Annotated in this window: 17 protein-coding genes and 4 tRNA genes; 8 read left to right on the forward strand and 13 right to left on the reverse strand. The window is 58.8% G+C overall.

Features of this window, described 5'->3' with window-relative positions; all coding sequences use genetic code 11:
- Nucleotides 1–24 precede the first annotated feature (24 nt).
- The 4 genes from WBR25_RS00105 to WBR25_RS00120 form a co-directional block, all read right to left on the reverse strand.
- Complete coding sequence (locus WBR25_RS00105; RefSeq protein WP_319889843.1) at nt 25–1992, reverse strand: ATP-binding protein; 1968 nt, start codon at nt 1990–1992, stop codon at nt 25–27.
- Nucleotides 1993–2110: 118 nt separating this feature from the next.
- Nucleotides 2111–5191, reverse strand: coding sequence for a multidrug efflux RND transporter permease subunit (locus WBR25_RS00110; protein ID WP_005355755.1), 3081 nt, complete (start codon nt 5189–5191; stop codon nt 2111–2113).
- Nucleotides 5192–5206: 15 nt separating this feature from the next.
- Complete coding sequence (locus tag WBR25_RS00115) at nt 5207–6340, reverse strand: efflux RND transporter periplasmic adaptor subunit (RefSeq protein ID WP_005339268.1); 1134 nt, start codon at nt 6338–6340, stop codon at nt 5207–5209.
- On the reverse strand, nt 6337–6933 hold the full coding sequence (locus WBR25_RS00120; RefSeq protein ID WP_005339267.1) for a TetR/AcrR family transcriptional regulator: 597 nt from the start codon (nt 6931–6933) through the stop codon (nt 6337–6339). Before WBR25_RS00120 ends, WBR25_RS00115 begins: the two co-directional genes overlap by 4 nt.
- A 232-nt stretch (nt 6934–7165) precedes the next feature.
- On the opposite strand from WBR25_RS00120, the gene WBR25_RS00125 reads away from it, so the two are divergent.
- The 5 genes from WBR25_RS00125 to WBR25_RS00145 all read left to right on the forward strand — a co-directional run bounded on the left by WBR25_RS00125 (nt 7166) and on the right by WBR25_RS00145 (nt 8322).
- A tRNA-Arg gene (locus WBR25_RS00125) sits at nt 7166–7242 on the forward strand.
- Between the two features lie 51 nt (nt 7243–7293).
- Nucleotides 7294–7369 (forward strand) — tRNA-His (locus WBR25_RS00130).
- A 20-nt stretch (nt 7370–7389) separates the two neighbouring features.
- Nucleotides 7390–7475 (forward strand) — tRNA-Leu (locus WBR25_RS00135).
- Nucleotides 7476–7551: 76 nt separating this feature from the next.
- Nucleotides 7552–7628 (forward strand) — tRNA-Pro (locus tag WBR25_RS00140).
- A 178-nt stretch (nt 7629–7806) separates the two neighbouring features.
- Nucleotides 7807–8322 carry a ricin-type beta-trefoil lectin domain protein gene (locus WBR25_RS00145; protein ID WP_115522699.1) on the forward strand — a complete coding sequence of 172 codons (516 nt, stop codon included), beginning with the start codon at nt 7807–7809 and terminating at the stop codon, nt 8320–8322.
- A gap of 34 nt (nt 8323–8356) precedes the next feature.
- On the opposite strand, the gene WBR25_RS00150 is transcribed toward WBR25_RS00145, so the two are convergent.
- From WBR25_RS00150 to WBR25_RS00185, 8 genes are all read right to left on the reverse strand, one after another.
- The gene (locus tag WBR25_RS00150) at nt 8357–9172 is read right to left on the reverse strand and encodes a Cof-type HAD-IIB family hydrolase (RefSeq protein ID WP_323918709.1); all 816 of its coding nucleotides are present in this window, start codon (nt 9170–9172) and stop codon (nt 8357–8359) included.
- An 89-nt stretch (nt 9173–9261) separates the two neighbouring features.
- Entirely contained in the window at nt 9262–10302 is a 1041-nt protein-coding gene (locus tag WBR25_RS00155; protein WP_323918678.1) for an alpha/beta fold hydrolase, read from the reverse strand.
- Nucleotides 10302–10961: a CatB-related O-acetyltransferase gene (locus tag WBR25_RS00160; RefSeq protein ID WP_323918677.1), complete on the reverse strand. Its 660-nt coding sequence runs from the start codon at nt 10959–10961 to the stop codon at nt 10302–10304. Before WBR25_RS00160 ends, WBR25_RS00155 begins: the two co-directional genes overlap by 1 nt.
- Nucleotides 10961–11692: a tRNA (guanosine(18)-2'-O)-methyltransferase TrmH gene (gene trmH / locus WBR25_RS00165; protein ID WP_047439846.1), complete on the reverse strand. Its 732-nt coding sequence runs from the start codon at nt 11690–11692 to the stop codon at nt 10961–10963. Before trmH ends, WBR25_RS00160 begins: the two co-directional genes overlap by 1 nt.
- Nucleotides 11693–11736: 44 nt before the next feature.
- Entirely contained in the window at nt 11737–13854 is a 2118-nt protein-coding gene (gene spoT, locus WBR25_RS00170; RefSeq protein ID WP_005339255.1) for a bifunctional GTP diphosphokinase/guanosine-3',5'-bis pyrophosphate 3'-pyrophosphohydrolase, read from the reverse strand.
- A gap of 131 nt (nt 13855–13985) precedes the next feature.
- Nucleotides 13986–14261, reverse strand: a complete 276-nt coding sequence (rpoZ, locus tag WBR25_RS00175; protein ID WP_005307060.1) for a DNA-directed RNA polymerase subunit omega — start codon at nt 14259–14261, stop codon at nt 13986–13988.
- A gap of 79 nt (nt 14262–14340) precedes the next feature.
- Complete coding sequence (gmk, locus tag WBR25_RS00180) at nt 14341–14967, reverse strand: guanylate kinase (RefSeq protein WP_005357125.1); 627 nt, start codon at nt 14965–14967, stop codon at nt 14341–14343.
- Nucleotides 14968–15270: 303 nt separating this feature from the next.
- Entirely contained in the window at nt 15271–16323 is a 1053-nt protein-coding gene (locus WBR25_RS00185; RefSeq protein ID WP_479749207.1) for a glycosyltransferase family 9 protein, read from the reverse strand.
- A 222-nt stretch (nt 16324–16545) separates the two neighbouring features.
- Between WBR25_RS00185 and WBR25_RS00190 the strand changes: the two genes are divergently transcribed.
- Nucleotides 16546–17259 (forward strand): 3-deoxy-D-manno-octulosonic acid kinase, encoded by a 714-nt coding sequence (locus tag WBR25_RS00190; RefSeq protein ID WP_201948108.1) that lies wholly within the window; start codon nt 16546–16548, stop codon nt 17257–17259.
- 70 nt (nt 17260–17329) lie between these two features.
- Nucleotides 17330–18193: a GGDEF domain-containing protein gene (locus tag WBR25_RS00195; RefSeq protein WP_040069586.1), complete on the forward strand. Its 864-nt coding sequence runs from the start codon at nt 17330–17332 to the stop codon at nt 18191–18193.
- A gap of 6 nt (nt 18194–18199) precedes the next feature.
- On the opposite strand, the gene WBR25_RS00200 is transcribed toward WBR25_RS00195, so the two are convergent.
- Nucleotides 18200–19054 carry a carboxylate/amino acid/amine transporter gene (locus tag WBR25_RS00200; protein ID WP_257691514.1) on the reverse strand — a complete coding sequence of 285 codons (855 nt, stop codon included), beginning with the start codon at nt 19052–19054 and terminating at the stop codon, nt 18200–18202.
- A 39-nt stretch (nt 19055–19093) separates the two neighbouring features.
- Between WBR25_RS00200 and WBR25_RS00205 the strand changes: the two genes are divergently transcribed.
- Entirely contained in the window at nt 19094–19555 is a 462-nt protein-coding gene (locus WBR25_RS00205; protein WP_082182184.1) for a DUF6314 family protein, read from the forward strand.
- Nucleotides 19556–19651: the final 96 nt, after the last annotated feature.

Below are 19651 nucleotides of genomic sequence, written 5' to 3' on the forward strand. Positions count from 1 at the left end.
CGGCTGGCTCACAAGAGCCAGCGCTCAGTTATGTTGTATCGGCAGGCGAATATGGAACTGGGCGCCCTGGCCCGGTTCGCTGGCACAGCTGATACGGCCTTTCAGCAGTTGCACCACCAGGTTGTAGATGATGTGGGTGCCCAGACCGCTGCCACCCTGACCCCGCTTGGAGGTGACGAAGGGATCGAAGATGCGCGGCAAGATTTCGGGCGGGATGCCGCGGCCGTTGTCCGAGTAGTCGATAAACAGCTCCTCTCCCTGCTGTTCCACCTTGATGGTGATCTTCTTCGGTTTGTCCCAGTTGTCGAACCCGTGGTTGATGGAGTTGAGGATCAGGTTCGAGTAGATCTGGGTAAAACTGCCCGGGAAGGAGAAGATAGACAGCTTGGGATCGCACTGGATATCCACTTCGCACTGGCTCTTCTTCAGTTTGTGGCCAAGCGAGACCACTACCTGATGGAGGTTGTCGGCGAGGCTGAAGTTGTAGCGTGCTTCCGATGACTGGTCGACAGCCACCTGTTTGAAGCTGGCGATCAGCTCGGAGGCGCGCCGCAGGTTGCTCTGCAGCAGCTGCATCGACTCGTCGAGGTTGACGGTAAACTCGTTGAGATAGGAGCGAGACAGCTGTTTTGACTCTATATGAGATTTGAAATCGGCGACCCGTTCCTGCAGGTAGGAAGAGGCGGTCACACTGATGCCGATGGGGGTATTGATCTCATGTGCCACCCCGGCCACCAGCGAGCCGAGGGAGGCCATCTTCTCCGACTCCACAAGGGTCTGCTGGGCTTGTTTCAGGTCGTCGTACGCCTTGCCCAGCTGGTTGTTGGCTTCGCTCAGGCTGCAGGTACGCTCCACCACCTTGCCTTCCAGCTGCTCGTTGAGCTGGATTATCTCCCGCTCGACCTTTTTCAGCTGGGTGATGTCGTAGCCGAAGCCGATCTGGTACTTGAGGTTGGGACCATCGTAGAAGGGTACGAAGGTCCACTGCAGTACCAGCTCATGAGCCTGCTGGTCATGCATGATGACCTCTTTGTCTGACAGTGAACCCTCCGCCGCCAGAATATCGTTCAGCTCTTCCCGTTGCGCCGGGCTGACAAAGAGATCCAGCCAGTTGTGTTGTAACAGCTCCTGCTGGTGGTAGCCGGTCAGCAAGATGGCTGCCGGGTTGATGCTGGCGATGGTCAAATCCGGTTCCATGCAGCAGATGACCATGTTGGCGGAGTTGATCAGGGTGGCGGAGAAGTCCCGCTCCTTTTGCAGCTGTTCCACCGCCTGATGGCGGGCAACCAGCTCGTCACGCAGTCGGGTACGCATCTGGTTGAGGGTGGAGACCAGGGTATCCAGCTCATCGGGTTTCTTGCGCGGCTGCGGGCGGCCTTCCAGCTCCAGCTCCATGTCGAGCCGATCGAGGTTGAACTTCTGGGCGTAGTTGGCGATGCGGTTGATGTGCCTGACCACCAGATAGTAAATGATGATCAGGATGCAAAATGAGACTACCAGGGTCTTGATGGTCTGGCTGACCATGATCAGCACCGATTTTTCGATGAGGCGCTGGTAGATCTGCTCGAGAGAGGCGGCAACGAACAGCTTGCCGACGATTTCACCCTGATAGGTGAGGTTGAATTCGCGGGAGATATCATAGCTTTCCCGTTCGACCCCCTGGGTCAGCAGCGGGACTTCGGAGTTGCCGAGCATCTCCTTGACCATCACGAACTGCATGTTTGGCAGGTTCATGATCCCTTCAATTTGCACTTTGACCTGCTCTTCATCCAGGTTCCACAAGCTGGCGGCGATGGGTTGCAGGAACGAGGCCTCGATCTGGCCGATGCTGTCTTCGATGACGGCGACATCCTTGCGGTAATCCCACGCGAGTTGCAACGCCGTAATGATCATCGCCAATACGGTACTGCAGACCAGAATGTAGGAGAGCAGGCGATATGAGAGTCCGTTGCGGCCTACGGCCCTGGCGGTCTTGGTGAAGAGTCCTGACATGGCGTCCTTGCGGTCTGGATGTGGTGTTTTTTAGTTTAACTGCTTCATGCACTTATGTCGTCTTTCCTGCGAAGCATAAAAAAGGCCCCGATACGGGGCCTTTGCATGTGATTGATGATTAATGTCCGCCGTTTGCTTTGGGCGGAATGGTTTCATCGAATACCGGCAAGGGTTTGTGCTCGGAAGCCAGATAGGTGTAGATCACCGGCAGCACGAACAGAGTGAACAGGGTACCGATGGCAAGACCTGCCACGATGACGATACCGATACTGAAACGCTGTGCCGCACCGGCGCCAGCGGCGTAGAGCAGCGGGATCAGACCGGCAATCATGGCCGCCGTGGTCATCAGGATCGGACGCAGACGCACCTTGGCGGCCTGCATCACGGCTTCCATCCGGTTCATGCCGCGCAGCAGCTGCTCTTCCTTAGCTACTTCACAGATCAGGATACCGTGCTTGGTAATCAGACCCACCAGGGTGATGAGGCCCACCTGGGAGTAGATGTTCATGGTCGCCATCCCCCATGCCAGGGCAATCAAGGCCCCGCTAATGGCGAGCGGTACAGAGACCATGATGACCAGCGGGTCACGCACCGACTCGAACTGGATTGCCAGCACCAGGAAGATGATGGCCAGAGCCAGCGCGAAGGTGGCATAGAGCGCATTGCCTTCGGTGACGAACTGACGTGCTTCACCCATGAAGTCGTAACGGTAGCCTTGCGGCAGCTTCTCGTCGGCGGTGGTCTGGAACCAGTTGATCGCATCACCCATGGCCACGCCCGGAGCCGGAACGGCGCCTATGGTGGCGGAGTTCAGCTGGTTGAAGTGGGGCAGGGCGCGGGGCTCGCCAACCACTTCAATGCTGATCAGGCTGCCGAGCGGGATCGACTTGCCGTCTGCGGCCCGCACGTAATAGCCCTTGATGGACTCCGGATTGAGTCGGTACTTGCGCTCGACCTGCGGGATCACCTCGTAGGAGCGGCCATCCAGGTCGATACGGTTGACGTAACCGTCCGCCATCATGGTGCCCATGGTGATTCCGATATCCTGCATGGTGATGCCGTAGGCACCCGCCTTGTCCTTGTCGATGCGGATCTTCATGGTGGCGGAGTCGTAGTTCAGATCGAGATCCGAATAGACGAACTGACCGTTACTCTGCGCCGCTGCCAGAATTTCACCGGCCACCAGGAACAGGCTTTCGAAGCTGTTCGGGGTGGTGATGACGAACTGGATCGGCAGACCACTCGATGCGCCCGGCAGTTCCGGGAACTGGAAGGTGGTGATGGCCATACCCGGGATGTCTTTCACCAGATTGGCGACCCGATCCAGCACCTCTTTCTGGCTCGCTTCACGCTGACTCCAGGGCACCATGGAGGCGATACCGAACGCCTGGTTGGCGTTGAACACCCCTGAGAAGACCTGGGAGAAGGCGATCTCGGGCTGGTCGTCCAGGATCTTGTTCACATCCGCCATGGTGTTTTCGATGTAGTCCAGGTTGGCGTTGGACGGTGCGGTACCCAGCACGGCCATTACCCCCTTGTCCTCTGACGGTGCCAGTTCGCTCGGGATGAACTTGAACAGCAGCGGCAGGCTGGCGAAGACGATGACGGCGAACACCACGATGACGGGGCGCTTTTTCATCACGGCGTGCAGCATGCTGTCGTAGCGATCGGTCATCCGTTCCAGCAGGTGGTGGACTGTGCTCTCGAACTTGCCCGGCTGCTCGTTGGCCTTGAGCATCTTGGAACACATCATCGGGGACAGAGTCAGGGCGATGATGCCCGAGACGAACACGGCGCCAGCCAGCGTCAGGGCAAACTCCTTAAACAGGGAGCCGGTGATACCACCCATCAGGGCGATAGGGGCGTATACCGCCGCCAGGGTGACCGTCATGGCGATAACCGGCACCGCAATTTCACGGGTACCGATAATGGCAGCCCGGAACGGTTCTTCCCCCTCCTTGATATGGCGGTCGACGTTCTCCAGCACCACGATGGCGTCATCCACCACCAGACCGATCGCCAGCACCATCGCCAGCAGGGTCATCAGGTTTATCGAGAAGCCGAACATATCCATCATCATCACCACGCCGATAAGACTGAGCGGAATGGTGATGATCGGGATGATGACCGCGCGGAACGAACCGAGGAACAGGGTGATGACCACCAGAACGATGGCAGCTGCCTCCAGGATGGTCTTGATAACCTCGTGGATGGACTCGTTGATCGCCACGGTGGAGTCATACATCACGTTGAGACGCATGGTGCTCGGCATGTTGCGCTCAAGGCTAGGCAGCAACGCCAGCACATCGTGGGCGATGTTGATGGGGTTGGCTGTCGGCGCGGCGTTGACCGCCATGACCACGGCTTCGCGGCCGTTGGCGCTGGCGCGATAGATGTCGTGGCTCTTCTCGAGGGTCACCTTGGCAATGTCGGAAAGGCGGATCACCTTGCCGTCACGGGTAGCAACGACCAGACGCTTCAGCTCGTCGACATCCTTGACCTGGGTCTCGGCGTTGCCGTTGAACAGGGTGAAGTAACCGGTCGCCTGACCTGTCGCGGACTGATAGTTGTTGCTGTTGAGCACCGTCATCACGTCGCTGGCAGTCAGGTTGAAGGCCGCCATCTTGGCCGGATCCAGCCATACCCGCAGGGCAAACTCGACACCACCGTAGAGATCAACCTTGGAGACCCCGCCGACAGTAAAGAGCTGCGGCTTGATAACCCGCTCCAGATAGTCGGTGATCTGGCTGGAGTTGAGCTCCGGGCTGGTAAAGCCGAGGTAGAGCACCGCCGTGGTTGAACCGGTGGAGGAGGTGACCGACGGGTCTTCCGCCTCTTTCGGCAACTGGGAGCGCACCGAGTTCACCTTCGCCAGGATGTCGGACAGCGCGGCGTTGGGGTCGGTGTTGAGCTTCATGTACGCAGTGATGGTGGAGCTGCCCAGCTGGCTGGAGGAGGTCATGAAGTCGATGTTGTCGGCTTGCGCGACCGCCTGTTCCAGCGGCTGGGTGATGAACCCCTGGATCAGATCAGAACTGGCGCCATAGTAGCCAGTGCTGACGGTGATCACCGTGTTGGTCACCTCGGGGTATTCCCGTACCTGCATCTTGAAGATGGCCTGAAAGCCCAGCAAGGCGATCAGGAAGCTGAGCGAGATCGCCAGCACAGGCCGTTTTATAAATATGTCAGTAAATCGCATCGCAGATCTCCGCGCTTACAGCATCGGGGTTTGTGCCGGAACGGCCAGGGCATCGTTCTCGACCACATGCACCTTGGTGTCGTTGCTCAGGCGAACCTGACCCGACAGTACGATCTGGTCACCGGCCTGGATGCCGGAGAGCACATGCACATCGTTGCCACGGCGCTCACCGGCCTTGACCACAACCTGCTTGGCTCGCAGCACTTTCACCTTGTTACCCTCTTTGTCGGTCTCTTCGCCCTCTTTGAGCACGTAGACGTTCTGACCGTAAAGGGTGAAGGAGATAGCGCTCTGCGGGATCACGATCTGATCTTTCACCGTCGGCAGAATGATGCTGGCGCGGGCGAACATACCGGAACGCAGCTGACCGTCGTTGTTCGGAATGTCTGCCTGTACCTGGATCAGGCCGCTCTGAAAGTTGACCGCAGGCTCGATGGCGGTGATATGACCATCAAACTGGGTTTGCGGATAGGCATCCACATTGATCTTGATGGTTTGGCCCAGCTTGATTTTGGAGATATCGGTCTGGGGCACGGTGAAGCGCAGGCGCATCACGCTGGTATCTTCCAGGCGCACGATATCGGTGCCCGGTTGCAGATACTGACCGAGGAACACATTGCGCAGGCCGACCACGCCGCTAAAGGGCGCACGCACTTCACGACGGGCAATGGTCGCCTTCAGACTCTCGATATCCGCTTCCAGTGAGCGATAGGCCGCTTCCGCCTCATCCAGCTGCTCTTTGGAGATTGAGCTGGTCTTGTAGAGGTTCTGGAAACGATCGAACTTGGCTTTTGCCGCCGGCAGCTTGGCCTGGGAGGCCCGCAGATTGGCCCGCTCCACGGTGGAGTCCAGGCTCAGCAGCAGCTGGTCTGCCTTGACCGGTTTACCCGACTCGAAGGTGATGGCATCAATAGTGCCTGCCAGTTCGGTGGAGAGGGTCACCCCCTGATTCGGCTCGATGAAGCCGATCGCTTCGATGGTCGGTACCCAATCCTGTGCCTTGGTCACCATGGCGGTGACGGGGAACTCGGGTTCCGGCCGGTTGGCCATGTATTGGGCAATCATCTTCTGTTTGAACAAATTGAAGCCGATGACGCTGCCAAACAAGGCGATCGCTATCAGCAACATAATGGCCATCCACTTTTTCATGAACAGGCTCCTGAGGTGGAAAGATTGGGGGATAAAATGGCATTCCAGCTGGCCCGGATCGCGGTTTCCAATTGCGATTCGGTCAGCGTGATGTTGTGAACCCTGCACTGCAGGGCTAGATGCATGACACTGTCCAGACTCAACACCTGGAGTGCCCGTATCGGTAAATCAATAAACAATCCTTGTTCAACGCCCTGTTCAAAAAATCGGTCCAGAGGCTCCCAGGCGGCCAGAATGACAGGATTGGTCTCCAATTCTGCCCCTAGCGGAGAGCTCTCGTACTGCAATTTGCACCGGATAGCGTTGGGTTCGTTAACAAAAATGGCATGAATATTGAGCCATAATTGGCGAAATTGTTGAAATGAAACTTTATCGATTGCTACATCGGCCATGACCATGGGCACACACTGCAAGATAGTGTGCTGGTGCAGTTGCCGGATCAGATCATCCTTGTCGCCGAAGTAGCGATAGATGGTGCCGGTGGCAACATTGGCCTTCTTGGCGACTTCCGCAATCGACAGACCATGAAAACCCCGTTCACCCAGTACCTCATGGGCCGCGTTGAAGATGCTCTCTTTTTTATCCAGAATCATCAGTGTGACTTTCGATTGAATGAACGTTCATTCATTCTAGATGGGCATCAAATCAAGTCAAGGCAGCAAGGCGATTTGCGACTGCGATCAGCCCCTTTTCGGCTGTCAGCAGGGGAATAGTGGAAGAAAAGTGCGCAATGTGCTTGAAAAAACAACGAACAGTGTTTCGGTGACAGAAAAGTGTAGACAAACCAGCAACCATCATTAATAATGCGCCCCGTTCGACAGCGTAGCGCCCGTAGCTCAGCTGGATAGAGCGCTGCCCTCCGGAGGCAGAGGTCACAGGTTCGAATCCTGTCGGGCGCACCATAAAAAGTGCGTCGGTTAAACGGGCGTTGTTGTGGAACGAAAACAGCTGTGGTGGCTGTAGCTCAGTTGGTAGAGTCCCGGATTGTGATTCCGGTTGTCGTGGGTTCGAGCCCCATCAGCCACCCCATTTTACAGCTTGTCAGGTACGCGAAGGTGGCGGAATTGGTAGACGCGCTAGCTTCAGGTGTTAGTGCCCCCCGGGTGTGAGGGTTCGAGTCCCTCTCTTCGCACCATACTTGCTGTATGACGAGGATGACCATCAGGTCGTCTTTGTTTTTTTGAAGTAAACTATTTTGAAAGAAATAGCCTCGGTGATTAGCGCAGTCCGGTAGCGCATCTGGTTTGGGACCAGAGGGTCAAAGGTTCGAATCCTTTATCACCGACCACATTTAGAAAAACCTCGCTTCGGCGGGGTTTTTTGCTTTCTGGCCTCCGCCGTGCCAGTACTCTCTCCCTGTTACGTCTGTTTACACTCTATTTGGGCAGCGCGCCCCGCCTTTCGGTTATGCTTCAGCCTCGAGTCACTGACAACCGGATGTCATCGGCCCATTTCAGGCATTTTCCATGAATAACAAAATTTCCTTTGCTTGCTCTCCCGCCATGCTGGCTGCCTTGCTGCTGGGTGGCTGTACCATCAAGCCGCCATCCACCGATGTGATGATGGGCTCCATTGCATCACAACCGCAGGAGGAGCGTTCTCTCTCCCCCTTGCTGACCAGCGGTGATTTTTGCGTTGCGGTGTCCCAACAGAAGGTGTTGGCACAACCTTGCAGCGGAAAAGACGATCAACTGTTCGAGTGGGATCTGGGTGAGTTGCGCCTGCAGGATCTCTGTTTGCAAGCCAAAAACGACAGCGAAGTGATGCTGGCACCCTGTGACGGTCAGGCGCAGTGGGAGTGGCAGAAAGACAGGCTTTTCAACAGCAAGGTCTCCCGCTGCCTCGATGTGGCCGGGCGACGCCATACCCCCGGCACGCCTCTGCGGTTGGCTGAATGCTACGGCGGGGCGAACCAGAGCTTCAGCTGGCAGCGGCCCAATCCCTGGCTGGAGACTCTGAAAAAACAAAGCCTCACATGGTGAGGCTTTGCTGAATCGGATGGCGGGCTGAAGAGGATCAGGCTGCGCTGACGCTCTCCAGCTCGAACAGCTTCTCCAGATAGACGGCGACGCCATCTTCGTCGGAGGTGAGGGTCTGCTCATACTCCGGCAGCGCCATTTTCAGGCGGTCGTGGGCGTTGCCCATGATGATACCGCGCCCCACCATGGTCAACATCTCGAAGTCGTTCATGCCATCGCCGAAGGCGATCGCCTCCGACATGTCGAAACCGTTCTGCTCCAGCACGGCACGCACCGCATTGCCCTTGTGCACCCCGGCGTGCATCACTTCGAGGCAGTCCGGCAGGGAGAAAGTGACGTTGAGTTGATCGCCGTAGCGCTGGTTGAGGTGCGCCTCGATCTTCAGCAGTTTCTCGTGGTCGCCGATGTAGAACACCTTGTTGATCTGCTCTTTCGCTTCCTGTTTCAGGTCATCGACCAGACGGTAGGTGAACCCTGACTCATCGTGGAACTGCAGCAGCCAGGGCAGCTCCTCTTCCACCACCCAGTCATCACCCTGATAGACATTGAGGTGGATAGAGGGGTCGCGCTCCAGCGCAATCAGTTCGGCGGCGATCTCGGTCGGCAGCGGCTGGTTGAAAATCAGCTGATCCTGTTTGTCATGGACCACGGCGCCATTGGAAGTAATGAGGTAGATGTCCATCCCCAGCGCATCGCGGAAGCTGCGTACGTCAACGTGATGACGGCCGGTGGCGACCACGAATTTCACACCTTGTTCTACCAGGCGGTGCAGGGTATCCCGGGTACGGGGAGAGATCTGGTGCTGCTTGTTGAGCAGAGTGCCATCGAGATCGGATACAACTACCTTGAACATCATTACCTCGGCATCGATTGAAAACAGGGGCAGTTTACCTTAGCCCGCACTGTCACCCCATTTATTTAGGGTTACAAAAAATAGCCAGCTCAGAAGCGGGCGAAAAAGTCGACCATCGCGGTCAGGGCGGGCTGGCGCTTGTCATCGGATTCGATAAACAGCTCGTGCCAGGCCCCCTCGATCCGCAGCGGTTTGCCCCCTTCGCACTTGGCAATGGTACAGAAGCGATCCTGCGCGGCATTGTCCACCACACTGTCGTTGCCAGCCTGCAGCACCAGCAGCGGGGTTTTGATGGCGCCCGCATCGGCAATGGCGGCATCGGCACCGGTGATCCCCTGATAAATCCAGTGCGCGGTCGCGCCACCCAGCTTGATCTGCGGGTGCTGCTCGTAGATTTGGCGGAAGGCTTGATAGCGGGGCTGGCTGTGAGTCAGTTCGTTATCGGCAAAGCCGTGATCTTGATATGCGCCCTGGCCGGGGCCGTAGGGAGGCTCACCAATCCAACCGCCGACCGTGCCTATGGTGCTAGCCAATCCCTTGGCCAGCCACTTGGGCAGACCGCCGAGATTGATGCCCAGCATGGGGGAGGAGAGCACGGCCGCCTTGATATCATCGGGCCAGCGTTCCAGATAGCGGGCCGAGATGGCGCCGCCCATGGAATGGGCCAGCAGGAACAGCTTGGCAGGCTGGTCCGCCATGATGATCTGGTCGTGAAAATGCTTGAGATCGACCACATAATCGTCGAAATGGTCGACATATCCCTTCTGCGGGTCATTCAGCATCCGGTCGGACATCCCCTGACCGCGATGGTCGATAAGGTAGAGGCTGTAGCCCTGACGCCAGAGATCCCACGCCAGCTCCTGATACTTGAGGTAGCTCTCGACCCGGCCATTGACGATCAGGATGGCGCGATCAACCTTGGCTTGCCGCAGCGCAGCATAGCGGATGGTCACCCCATCCTTGCCCTTGAACTCTCCTTCCACCGCATGCTGGCGCCAGAAGTCGGGCAGGGTTTGCTGGTAGAGGCTGGGTACATCGGCTTCGCTGGTGAGCTGATAGGTATTGGTCACGGCAAGGGCTCCGGCAGAAAACAGGGTCAGGGCCAACAGGGAAAGAGAGAGGGGTTTCATCAGGCACACTCCTGTTGCCAATGGTGATAAAGGGCGGCGATATCCCCCGAGCAGAGCAGCGCCATGCTGGCTTGCAAGCGGGGCAGGGGCCAGTCCCACCACTGCATCTCTTGCAGCATGAGGATCTGCTCATCACTGAAGCGACGGCGGATCGGTTGGGCCGGGTTACCGCCGACTATGGTGTAAGGGGCCACATCTTTGGTCACCACGGCGCGGGTGGCGATGACGGCGCCATCACCTATGGTGATGCCGGGCATGATCATCGCTTCCGAGCCGATCCAGACATCGTTGCCAATCCGGGTGTCCCCCTTGCGCAGAAAGCCGCTGCGGGCCCCTTCGCCAAAGGTGTCGGGATTGAACGGGAAGGTGGAAACCCAATCCAGCCGGTGTCCCTGATTGCCCGCCAGCATGAAGGTGGCGCCCGAGCCGATGGAGCAGAACTTGCCGATGATCAGCCGATCCACCTCGCCCCAGAGGCCGCTCTCCCAGGTGTCGCGGGTCGAGCCATCGCCGAGCAGGTAGCGGACGCAGTGATCCTCGAACGGCTTGCCGTGGTAGTAGCCGGAGTAGTAGCTGTAGTCGCCGGCCTCTATGTTCGGGTTGGTCAGGTGATCCCGGATGATGTGGGATTCCAGCCAGCTGCCAAAAGGGTTATCCATCACTCCTCCTGCGGATCGTCCTGTTCGCTCTGCTGCGCCCACCCTTTGCGGGTCAGCTGCATCCGTTGCCACCACTCTTCGTCCGCCAGAATTTCACCGGCTGGGCCGAGCTGGGGGTAGGGCATCTCTTTCTCTTTGCAGAGCTGTGCATAGATGGGGTAGCCCCCCTCGAACAAGATAGTGTTCTGCTCTTCAAGCGTGAGCGGGCAGCCGCGTTGATAGCAACCGGCCAGCTCGCGCTGGCGCTGCGCCTCGTAGAGGATGGCGGCGGCAGCCACCGAGACGTTGAGGGACTGCACCATGCCCACCATGGGAATGACGATATGGTGATCGGCCAGTGCCAGCGCCTCCTCACCGATGCCGTGCTTTTCCTGACCCACCAGAATGGCGGTCGGTTTGGTGTAGTCGATGGCGCGAAAATCGACCGAGCTGTCAGATAGATGGGTCGCCAGGATCTGCATGCCGGAGGCTTTCAGCTCTGCAACGGCTGTGCCGATATCCGGGTGCAGTTTTACATCCACCCAGTTCTGGCTGCCGCGGGCGGTGCCTTTGCGCTTGTGGATCCAGGTTTTGGGCCAGACGGCGTGTACCCGGTGGATGCCGATGGCATCGGCGGTACGCACGATGGCGGCCAGATTGTGAGGTTTGTGGACCTCTTCCATGCAGACGGTCAAATCGAGCTGACGTTGGGCCAGCATGTCGGTGATGCGCTTGAAGCGTTCGGGGGTCATGGCTTGTCTCTATAAAAGCAGCAGGCGGCTTGCGCCGCCTGTGTTCAGTTCTTCTGTCGGCTCACCTTGAGCACGTTGGGCATCACGCGGATCTTGCGCATGATGTTGGCCAGGTGGATGCGGCTCTTGGTGGTGATGAGCAGGCTGACCTGATAGACCCGGCCATCCTTCTCTTCGGTGCTGATGGCGTGAATATTGGCGCCGGTGGCGGCAATCACGTTGGCCAGCTCGGCCAGCGCACCCTGATGGTTGACGATCTCGATGCTGATACCGGTGCGGAACTCCTGTTCCTGCTCCTTGTCCACTTCCCACTGCACCGGCAGGTACTTGTCCGGCTCCTTGCTGTAGCCCTTGATGTTGCGGCAGGCTTCCTGGTGGATAACCAGACCCTTGCCCGGACTGATATGGGCGATAATGGCATCTCCCGGGATCGGGCGGCAGCAGTTGGCGAAGGTGACCAGCATGCCGTCGGCACCCTTGATCGGCATCTTCTTGCTGCTGGTTTTGGGCTGCTCTTCCGGCGGCAGTTCATCCCCCAGCATGCGGCGCGCCACCATGACACTCATGGCGTTGCCGAGGCCGACATCGGCCAGCAGCCCCTGCAGATTCTCATGCTTGGTATCGGCCAGCACCTGCTTGATGCGTGGCTCGGGGATGTCTTCGATATTCTTGGCGCCCAGCGCATGGTTGAGCAGGCGGCGACCCAGCACCACCGACTCTTCAGTGCGCAGGTTCTTGAGGAACTGGCGGATCTTGGATCGTGCCTTGGTGGTCACCACGAAGTTGAGCCAGGCCGCGTTGGGGCGAGCCCCCGGTGCCGTGATGATCTCCACCGTCTGGCCCGAGTGCAGTGGGCTGCTGAGCGGGTAGGGGTGGCGGTCGACCCGCGAACCGACGCAGGCGTGGCCGATGTCGGTGTGCACCGTGTAGGCGAAGTCGACCGGCGTGGCGCCAGCGGGCAGCTCCATGATGCGTCCTTCCGGCGTGAACACGTAGATCTCGTCGGGGAAGAGGTCGGTTTTGACCCCTTCGATGAATTCAAACGAGCTGCCGGCGCTCTGCTGCAATTCCAGCAGGCTCTGCATCCAGCGCTGGGCGCGGATCTGGGCAGTGGTGCCCGAGCTGTCGCCATCCTGCTTGTAGGCCCAGTGGGCGGCAACCCCTTTGTCGGCCATCTGATCCATGAACTCGGTGCGAATTTGCACCTCCACCGGTACACCGTGCGGCCCCACCAGCGAGGTGTGCAGCGACTGGTAGCCGTTGGTCTTGGGGATGGCGATGTAATCTTTGAAGCGGCCGGGGCGCGGCTTGTAGAGGCTGTGCATCTGCCCCAGCACCCGGTAACAGGTATCTATGTCCTTCACCTTGACACGAAAGGCGTAGATATCCATTACCTCATGAAATTGCAGCTCTTTTTTCTCCATCTTGTTGTAGATGGAGAAGAGATTCTTCTCGCGGCCACTGACCTGATGTTCGATCCCCGCCTCCTTCAGGCGACCGCTGATTTCGCTCTGGATAGAGTCGATGATCTCGCGGCGATTGCCACGGGCGCGGCGCACCGATTCGCGCAACACGCGGGATCGCATGGGATAGAGCGCCTCGAAACCCAGCTCTTCCAGCTCGTTCTTCATGGTGTGAATACCGAGGCGGTTGGCGATGGGGGCGAAGATTTCGAGGGTTTCCCGGGCGATGCGGCGGCGCTTGTCAGGGCGCAGGGAGCCCAGGGTGCGCATGTTGTGGGTGCGGTCGGCCAGCTTGATCAGAATGACTCGGATATCCTGAGTCATTGCCATCACCATCTTGCGGAAGTTCTCGGCCTGCGCCTCTTTGCGATCGCGAAATTTCAGCTTGTCGAGCTTGGAGACCCCGGCCACCAGTTCTGCAACCGCATTGCCAAACTGTTCGGCCAGATCGGCCTTGGTGACCGAGGTGTCTTCAATGACGTCGTGCAGCACGGCGGCCATCAGGGTTTCATGATCGAGGCGCATGTCACCCAGAATCCGGGCAACGGCAACAGGGTGGGTGATATAGGGTTCGCCACTAGAACGCATCTGACCCTGGTGGGCATCACGGGCCACCACATAGGCTTGCTTGAGCTTCTCAACCTGCTCTGGCGGCAGGTAGGAACTGGCTATTTCTTTAAGGTTTTCAAATAAATACAAGACAGTCCCCGCAGCGGTGAAACGGCAATTCGTGGAATTGAGGGTATAGCCCTGAGTTTGCGAGGTTTTCGAGCGGTTGTAAATGGGGATGAACAGTCGGCACCCGGGCGGGTGCCAACCGGAGGAATAACTTAACCGCGGCCTTCGGCGATGGCAGCAACGGCAGCCAGCTCGGCGGCTTCCTGCTCTTGCTGTTCGTAGCGGTCCTGGGTGTCCATCACTTGATTGTTCACCAGACCCAGCTCGATCTCACGCAGGGCGATCACAGTCGGCTTGTCGTTCTCTTCGTCGACCAGGGGATCTTTGCCTTGTACCGCGATTTGACGAGCGCGGCGCGCGGCGACCAGCACCAGGTCAAAACGGTTACCTACCTGTTTTACAGCATCTTCTACAGTAACGCGTGCCATGCAGGACTCCAGTGTTTGGGCTTTCTGTATTTAGAAAAGCAGTGTTTAAAAATGACGCAAAAGTTTACTTGTTTTTGGCTTACTCTGCCAGTAGCTGTTGCAGCAAGTTTTTTTGAGCCTGTTGCTGGTGACGCATCTCCAGCCGTTGGCACTCAATAATGGACCTGAGCTGGAACAGCGCCTGCTCGAAGTCTTCATTGATAATGACATAGTCATACTCGTCGTAGTGCACCATTTCGGCAATGGCTTTCGCCATCCGGCCGGCAATCACTTCGGCGCTGTCCTGACCGCGCCCAATCAGGCGGCGCTCCAGCTCTTCGCGGCTGGGGGGCAGGATGAAAATGGATTTGGTCGGCATCTGCTCGCGGATCTGGCGGGCACCTTGCCAGTCGATGTCGAGGAATACGTCGATCCCCTTGGCCAGACAGGCTTCGATGGCGGCGCGTGAGGTGCCGTAGTAGTTGCCGAACACTTCGGCCCACTCCAGAAAATCACCGCGTTCGATCAGTGCCTTGAACTCTTCCACCTGAACGAAGTGGTAGTGTACGCCGTGCTCTTCGCCAGGACGGGTGGCGCGAGTGGTGTGGGAAACCGACAGCTGCATCTTGCCCGCAGCGTTATGTTGGGTCAGCAAGGCATTGAGCAGACTGGATTTACCCGCGCCGCTCGGAGAGGAGATGATATAGAGAGTGCCTTGTTGCGCCATATTATTACCTTTAATCGAAACCGCTGTTTTGGTTGTAGCAGAGACCGCCGTCTTGTGCCCGAAAGGGAGACAGCCAAACGCAAAACGCGGAAAATTCTTGAGTCAGGAGGATGTAAAGGCGGCGAATTTTACCAGAATGCGGCGAATAAAAAAACGGCCGGAATCATATTCCAGCCGATCAAAGTATTCGTAGCTTGCTGCGGGAGCGTAACCCACATCAGCCTGCATTGTGCCTTTGGCTGGGGGCAGAGGCTATCAGGTTATCCCTGCCTGATGGCTCGGAATTCCCGAGGTGCCCTGTCACTACGGCAGTTGACGATCTGCACAGAGCCGATCGAACGCGGCGGTCACCTGCTCGCTGGTGATTTTTCGCATGGCCTCCGGGTCTTTGAGACGGGTGCGCCAGCTCAATTCGGCCAGCGGCTTGCCGGTCTCCTGCTCGACCAGCTCCTGATAGACGCTGACCACGTAGTCGCGGCACAGATATGGGCCGGTGCGGGCCGGATTGTGGTGGGCATAGAGACCGAGCACCGGCGTGCCCACTATGGTGGCCATATGGGTGGGGCCGGTATCGGGGGCCAATACCAGACTCGCCTCGCCAATCAGCGCCAGCAGCTGCTTGAGGTTGGTCTGCCCCACCAGATCGACCGGCTTGCTCTGGCTGAGTTGCCGGATCTCGGCGGCCAGATCCCGCTCCAGCTTGGCCGGCCCGCCACAGAGATAAACCTGAAAGCCCTTGTTGGCGGCGTGATCCGCCAGCGCGGCATAGCCTGCGGCAGTCCAGTTCTTGAAGGCCTTGCTGGCGGCAGCGCAGATAAGCAAGGTCGGTTTGCCGCCAATCTTCTCCCTTGCCCACGCCTGATGTTCGGCGCTGATGGACAGTTGCCAGTCCGGGGTCAGATCCTTGATGCCGAGCTCTTTGGCGAAAGCGAGGAAACCGTCCAGCACATGGGGGGAGGCGGGGGAGGGCACCTTGTGGTTGGTGAACAGCCACTGGCCGTCGTTGGCCCGCTCCCGATCAAACCCGAGTTTGACCTTGGCCTTGATGCCGAGGGTAGCGATGCTGGCCCGCATCGCCGCCTGCAAGTGGAGCAGGACATCGAATTTGCGCCCCTTGAGGGTCTGCCAGAGATCGCGATAGCCGCGCCACCCCTTGCTCTTGTCGAAGGGGATCACCTCGACCCCGGGCAGATCGGCAAACAGGGTTGCCTCGATTTTTCCGGTGATCCAGGTGATGCGGGTCTGTGGCCACTCCCGCTGGATGACGCGCACCAGCGCCAGTGCGTGGCAGCAATCCCCGATGGCGGAGAGCCGCAGGATGCAGATGGAGGAGGGGGGCGTTTGAAATAGCGGCATGTTGTGGCGCACGGCTGGCAAAAAGGGTGGATGGCATTATGCAAACTCCCCTCTGGATTGTAAAATTGCGCACAATCGTCAGCCAGGATAGGCCGGGCCCTGCGCCATGACCTGTTTCTGCACGTCGTTGATTAAAGGCAACTATTGCGGGCATGCCAGAGCGGCAGCCTCATCGCCAATTGAAAAATTGCGATCCATGACCCACCGAGCGGGATCTCCACGATGCGAGTACAGACCGAACACAACCAGATCTGCTGGTATGCCGAAGGGGCCTTTCGCGACCCCTCTCCCCAGTTATTCGATCCTGCCTGGTGGCAGAACAACCGTCAGGTGGTGGGAACCTCCATCGGGCGGGGGGTGACCTGGTTCGTCAAGGATGAGTCCCGCCATCTGGTGCTGCGCCACTACTATCGTGGCGGCATGGTGGGCAAGGTGGTGCGGGATCGCTTCTGGTTCGAAGGGGTCGAGTCGAGCCGTGCCATGGCCGAATACACCCTGCTGGCCAAGCTGTGCGAGCAGGGGCTGCCGGTGCCGCGTCCGTTTGGTGCCCGCATGGTCAAACAGGGCCCATTCTATCGTGCCGATATCCTGATTGAGCGAATTCGCGGTGCCAAGGATATGGTGGCGCTGCTCAAGCAGGGGCCGGTGGCGACCGAGGTATGGCACAAGATAGGCCAGACGGTGCGCCAGCTGCACGATGCCGGGGTCTATCACGCCGATCTCAATAGCCACAACCTGCTGCTCGATAAAGAGGGCAAGGTGTGGGTGATCGATTTTGACAAGGGTGCGATCCGCTCCCACGGCGAATGGCAGAAGGCCAATCTGGAACGCTTGCTCCGTTCATTCAATAAAGAGTCTCAACTGCATACCAGTTTCCACTTCGTACCGGAGAACTGGCAGACCTTGATGAACGGGTATCAGGGAAAAGCGCTCTGACCCTGTTGCTCGGCGTGAACGCCAATGTTACTTATTGAGCAGGTATTCAGATCCTGTTTCGAGGCGCCCCATGGAAATGCTCAAGACACCTTTGGTCGATGTGACTGCCCGGCTTGATCCGGGTCTGCTGTCTGATGCCATGGCACTGCTGGAGGCGGGGATCTGGAGCTGGTCAGCCCAACATGGACTGCAGCGTGATCCCTCCTGCCTGCGCCTGTTGGGATTGGGAGAGTGCTGGCCGGATGATCTCGGCTGGCTGGATCGGGTGCATCCCGACGATGTTGCCCGGCTGGAAGATGCCCTGCTCGCCTGCCAGAGCGGCCGCAGCAGCGGTCTGCGCCTCGAATACCGCATTCTGCATCATCACGGTCACTACATCCGGCTGGAAGAGCGGATGCGTCGTGATGAGCGGGGTTATCTGCTGGGGGTCGTCCGTCACCTCGATCCCGCTGCCGTGCTGGTGGAGGAGCGACATGGCACCGATCCGCTGACCGGTCTGGAGAGCCGTGGCCGTTTCGAGCAACTGCTTGAAGAGCGGCTGGCGACCGAGAGCGGCACTTTCAGTCTGCTGCAGTTTTCGGTCGATCACATGGCCAAAATCCAGCAGTTGTTTGGTGAAGCGGCTTGCGACGCTATGCTGGCCAAGCTGGCGCGTATCGTGCGCCACGAGCTGCGGCGGGAAGATCCCTTCGCCCGCTGGGATGAGGACGGTTTTATCCTGATGCTCTCCCAGACCGAGCGGATGAGTGCGCTGGAGATCGCCGAGCGGCTGCGCCTCGAGATTGCCGATGCCAGCCTGCTGTCACAGCGGCCGGTCACCGTCAGCATCGGGCTGGTGCAGAGTCAGGCTGGCGAGCAGCTCGATCATCTGCTGGCCCGGCTGGCTAGCTGTCACAGTCAGGCCAGACGGGAGCACAACACCGTCGTCGGCTGAGTGTGGTCAGGGTTGGCCGCGCTTGTCACGCTGGCAGATCCAGAGCGATGCCAGCATCAGCAGGCCGCCGATGGTCAGCCGGGTCAGGTCGGTATCCTTGCCCCAGAGCAGCAGATTGACCAGCAAGCCGGCCGGAATGAGCGCATTGTTCATGATGGCCAGCCCCCCGCTGGTGACCAGCGTCGCCCCCTTGTTCCAGAGGAAGTAGCCAAGGCCGGAGGCACCCACCCCCAGCCAGAGCAGAATGCCCCACTGCAACCCTGATGTTGGGTATTGCGGCTTGCCCAGCAGCCACCAGGCGGGCAATGCGATCACCAGCGCTCCCAGATAGAAGCAGCCGAACACCGCCAGTTGCGGCGGTTGCTCCGCCTCCCGTGCCAGCAGTACCTTGTAGCCCACCTGACCCAGGGCGAAACAGAGGTTGGCCCCCTGCACCACCATAAATCCCAGCACATAGCTTTCGGTCAGGCCATCGAAACGGATGACGGCAGCCCCGATCACCGCCAGCAGGGCGCCCCACAGATAGGTGGGCTTGAAGCGCCCTTCCAGCAGGTCGTGGAGCAGGGTGACGTAGATGGGGGTGAAGATGGTAAAGACCAGCACTTCCGGCACCGTCAGCAGCAGAAAGGAGTGGTAGTAGAAGAGATACATGATGCCGAGCTGGATGGCGCCCAGCGCCATCAGCTTGGCCGCCAGATCGGGGCGCAGCCAGCGGCGGCGCAGGAAGGGCAGAAACACCAGACTGGCGAGGGCGATGCGGGTCAGCACCGAGAAGTAGGCATCCACCTGACCGGCGAGGTAGACCCCGATCAGGCTGAAGGAGAATGACCAGAGCAGGGTGACCCCTATCAAGTAGTTCATGTGTTTGATTTATCGTCAGTTGTCAATTTTAAGGGGGCTATGATGGCCGAGATGGAAGCGGCAATCCAGCGTTTATGGGCGCGATTACCACAGGTCGGAGCATTTTCCTTTACCGCCAGCAATGGCGAGGGGTCGGCGACCGACTGGAATGGTCGGGGCGAGGGGCGTGTGCAGGTGACCGATCATCAGGGTGGCTGGCTGTTTAACGAGCAGGGCCGTTACATCACGCCTCATGGCAGGGAACTCGCCATGCACAACCGCTTCTGGTGGCAACGCAGCGAGCGGGGGATCCGCCTTTCTCACCTGCGTTATGAAGCGCCGGTTGAACTGTTCGAGCTGCTGCCGCAGGGGGATGGCCGCTGGCTGACCGCCGAGCCCCATCTGTGCGGGGCGGATCACTACAGCGCCGAGTTGACCGAGATCGACGGTGGTTTTCTGCTGAGCTGGCAGATCACCGGGCCGCGCAAGAACGAGCGACTCAGCTATCGCTATCTGATCTGACGCCGGCTGGCAGGCATAAAAAAACCGGCGCAGAGCGCCGGTAGCGGGGGACAAATCGGAGGTTTTTTAAAACAGTCCCAAAAACAGGAGAGATAG

It is taken from the genome of Aeromonas sp. MTB (assembly GCF_056632455.1).

Excerpts from the sequence above, each read along its gene's own strand:
- WBR25_RS00150 (WP_323918709.1), bottom strand. The coding sequence starts at position 9,172 with ATGTTCAAGGTAGTTGTATCCGATCTCGATGGCACTCTGCTCAACAAG.
- WBR25_RS00120 (WP_005339267.1), bottom strand. The coding sequence starts at position 6,933 with ATGATTCTGGATAAAAAAGAGAGCATCTTCAACGCGGCCCATGAGGTA.
- WBR25_RS00145 (WP_115522699.1), top strand. The coding sequence starts at position 7,807 with ATGAATAACAAAATTTCCTTTGCTTGCTCTCCCGCCATGCTGGCTGCC.
- WBR25_RS00115 (WP_005339268.1), bottom strand. The coding sequence starts at position 6,340 with ATGAAAAAGTGGATGGCCATTATGTTGCTGATAGCGATCGCCTTGTTT.
- WBR25_RS00160 (WP_323918677.1), bottom strand. The coding sequence starts at position 10,961 with ATGGATAACCCTTTTGGCAGCTGGCTGGAATCCCACATCATCCGGGAT.
- trmH (WP_047439846.1), bottom strand. The coding sequence starts at position 11,692 with ATGACCCCCGAACGCTTCAAGCGCATCACCGACATGCTGGCCCAACGT.
- WBR25_RS00155 (WP_323918678.1), bottom strand. The coding sequence starts at position 10,302 with ATGAAACCCCTCTCTCTTTCCCTGTTGGCCCTGACCCTGTTTTCTGCC.
- WBR25_RS00110 (WP_005355755.1), bottom strand. The coding sequence starts at position 5,191 with ATGCGATTTACTGACATATTTATAAAACGGCCTGTGCTGGCGATCTCG.
- WBR25_RS00200 (WP_257691514.1), bottom strand. The coding sequence starts at position 19,054 with ATGAACTACTTGATAGGGGTCACCCTGCTCTGGTCATTCTCCTTCAGC.
- WBR25_RS00190 (WP_201948108.1), top strand. The coding sequence starts at position 16,546 with ATGCGAGTACAGACCGAACACAACCAGATCTGCTGGTATGCCGAAGGG.
- WBR25_RS00105 (WP_319889843.1), bottom strand. The coding sequence starts at position 1,992 with ATGTCAGGACTCTTCACCAAGACCGCCAGGGCCGTAGGCCGCAACGGA.
- rpoZ (WP_005307060.1), bottom strand. The coding sequence starts at position 14,261 with ATGGCACGCGTTACTGTAGAAGATGCTGTAAAACAGGTAGGTAACCGT.
- WBR25_RS00205 (WP_082182184.1), top strand. The coding sequence starts at position 19,094 with ATGATGGCCGAGATGGAAGCGGCAATCCAGCGTTTATGGGCGCGATTA.
- WBR25_RS00195 (WP_040069586.1), top strand. The coding sequence starts at position 17,330 with ATGGAAATGCTCAAGACACCTTTGGTCGATGTGACTGCCCGGCTTGAT.
- WBR25_RS00185 (WP_479749207.1), bottom strand. The coding sequence starts at position 16,323 with ATGCCGCTATTTCAAACGCCCCCCTCCTCCATCTGCATCCTGCGGCTC.
- gmk (WP_005357125.1), bottom strand. The coding sequence starts at position 14,967 with ATGGCGCAACAAGGCACTCTCTATATCATCTCCTCTCCGAGCGGCGCG.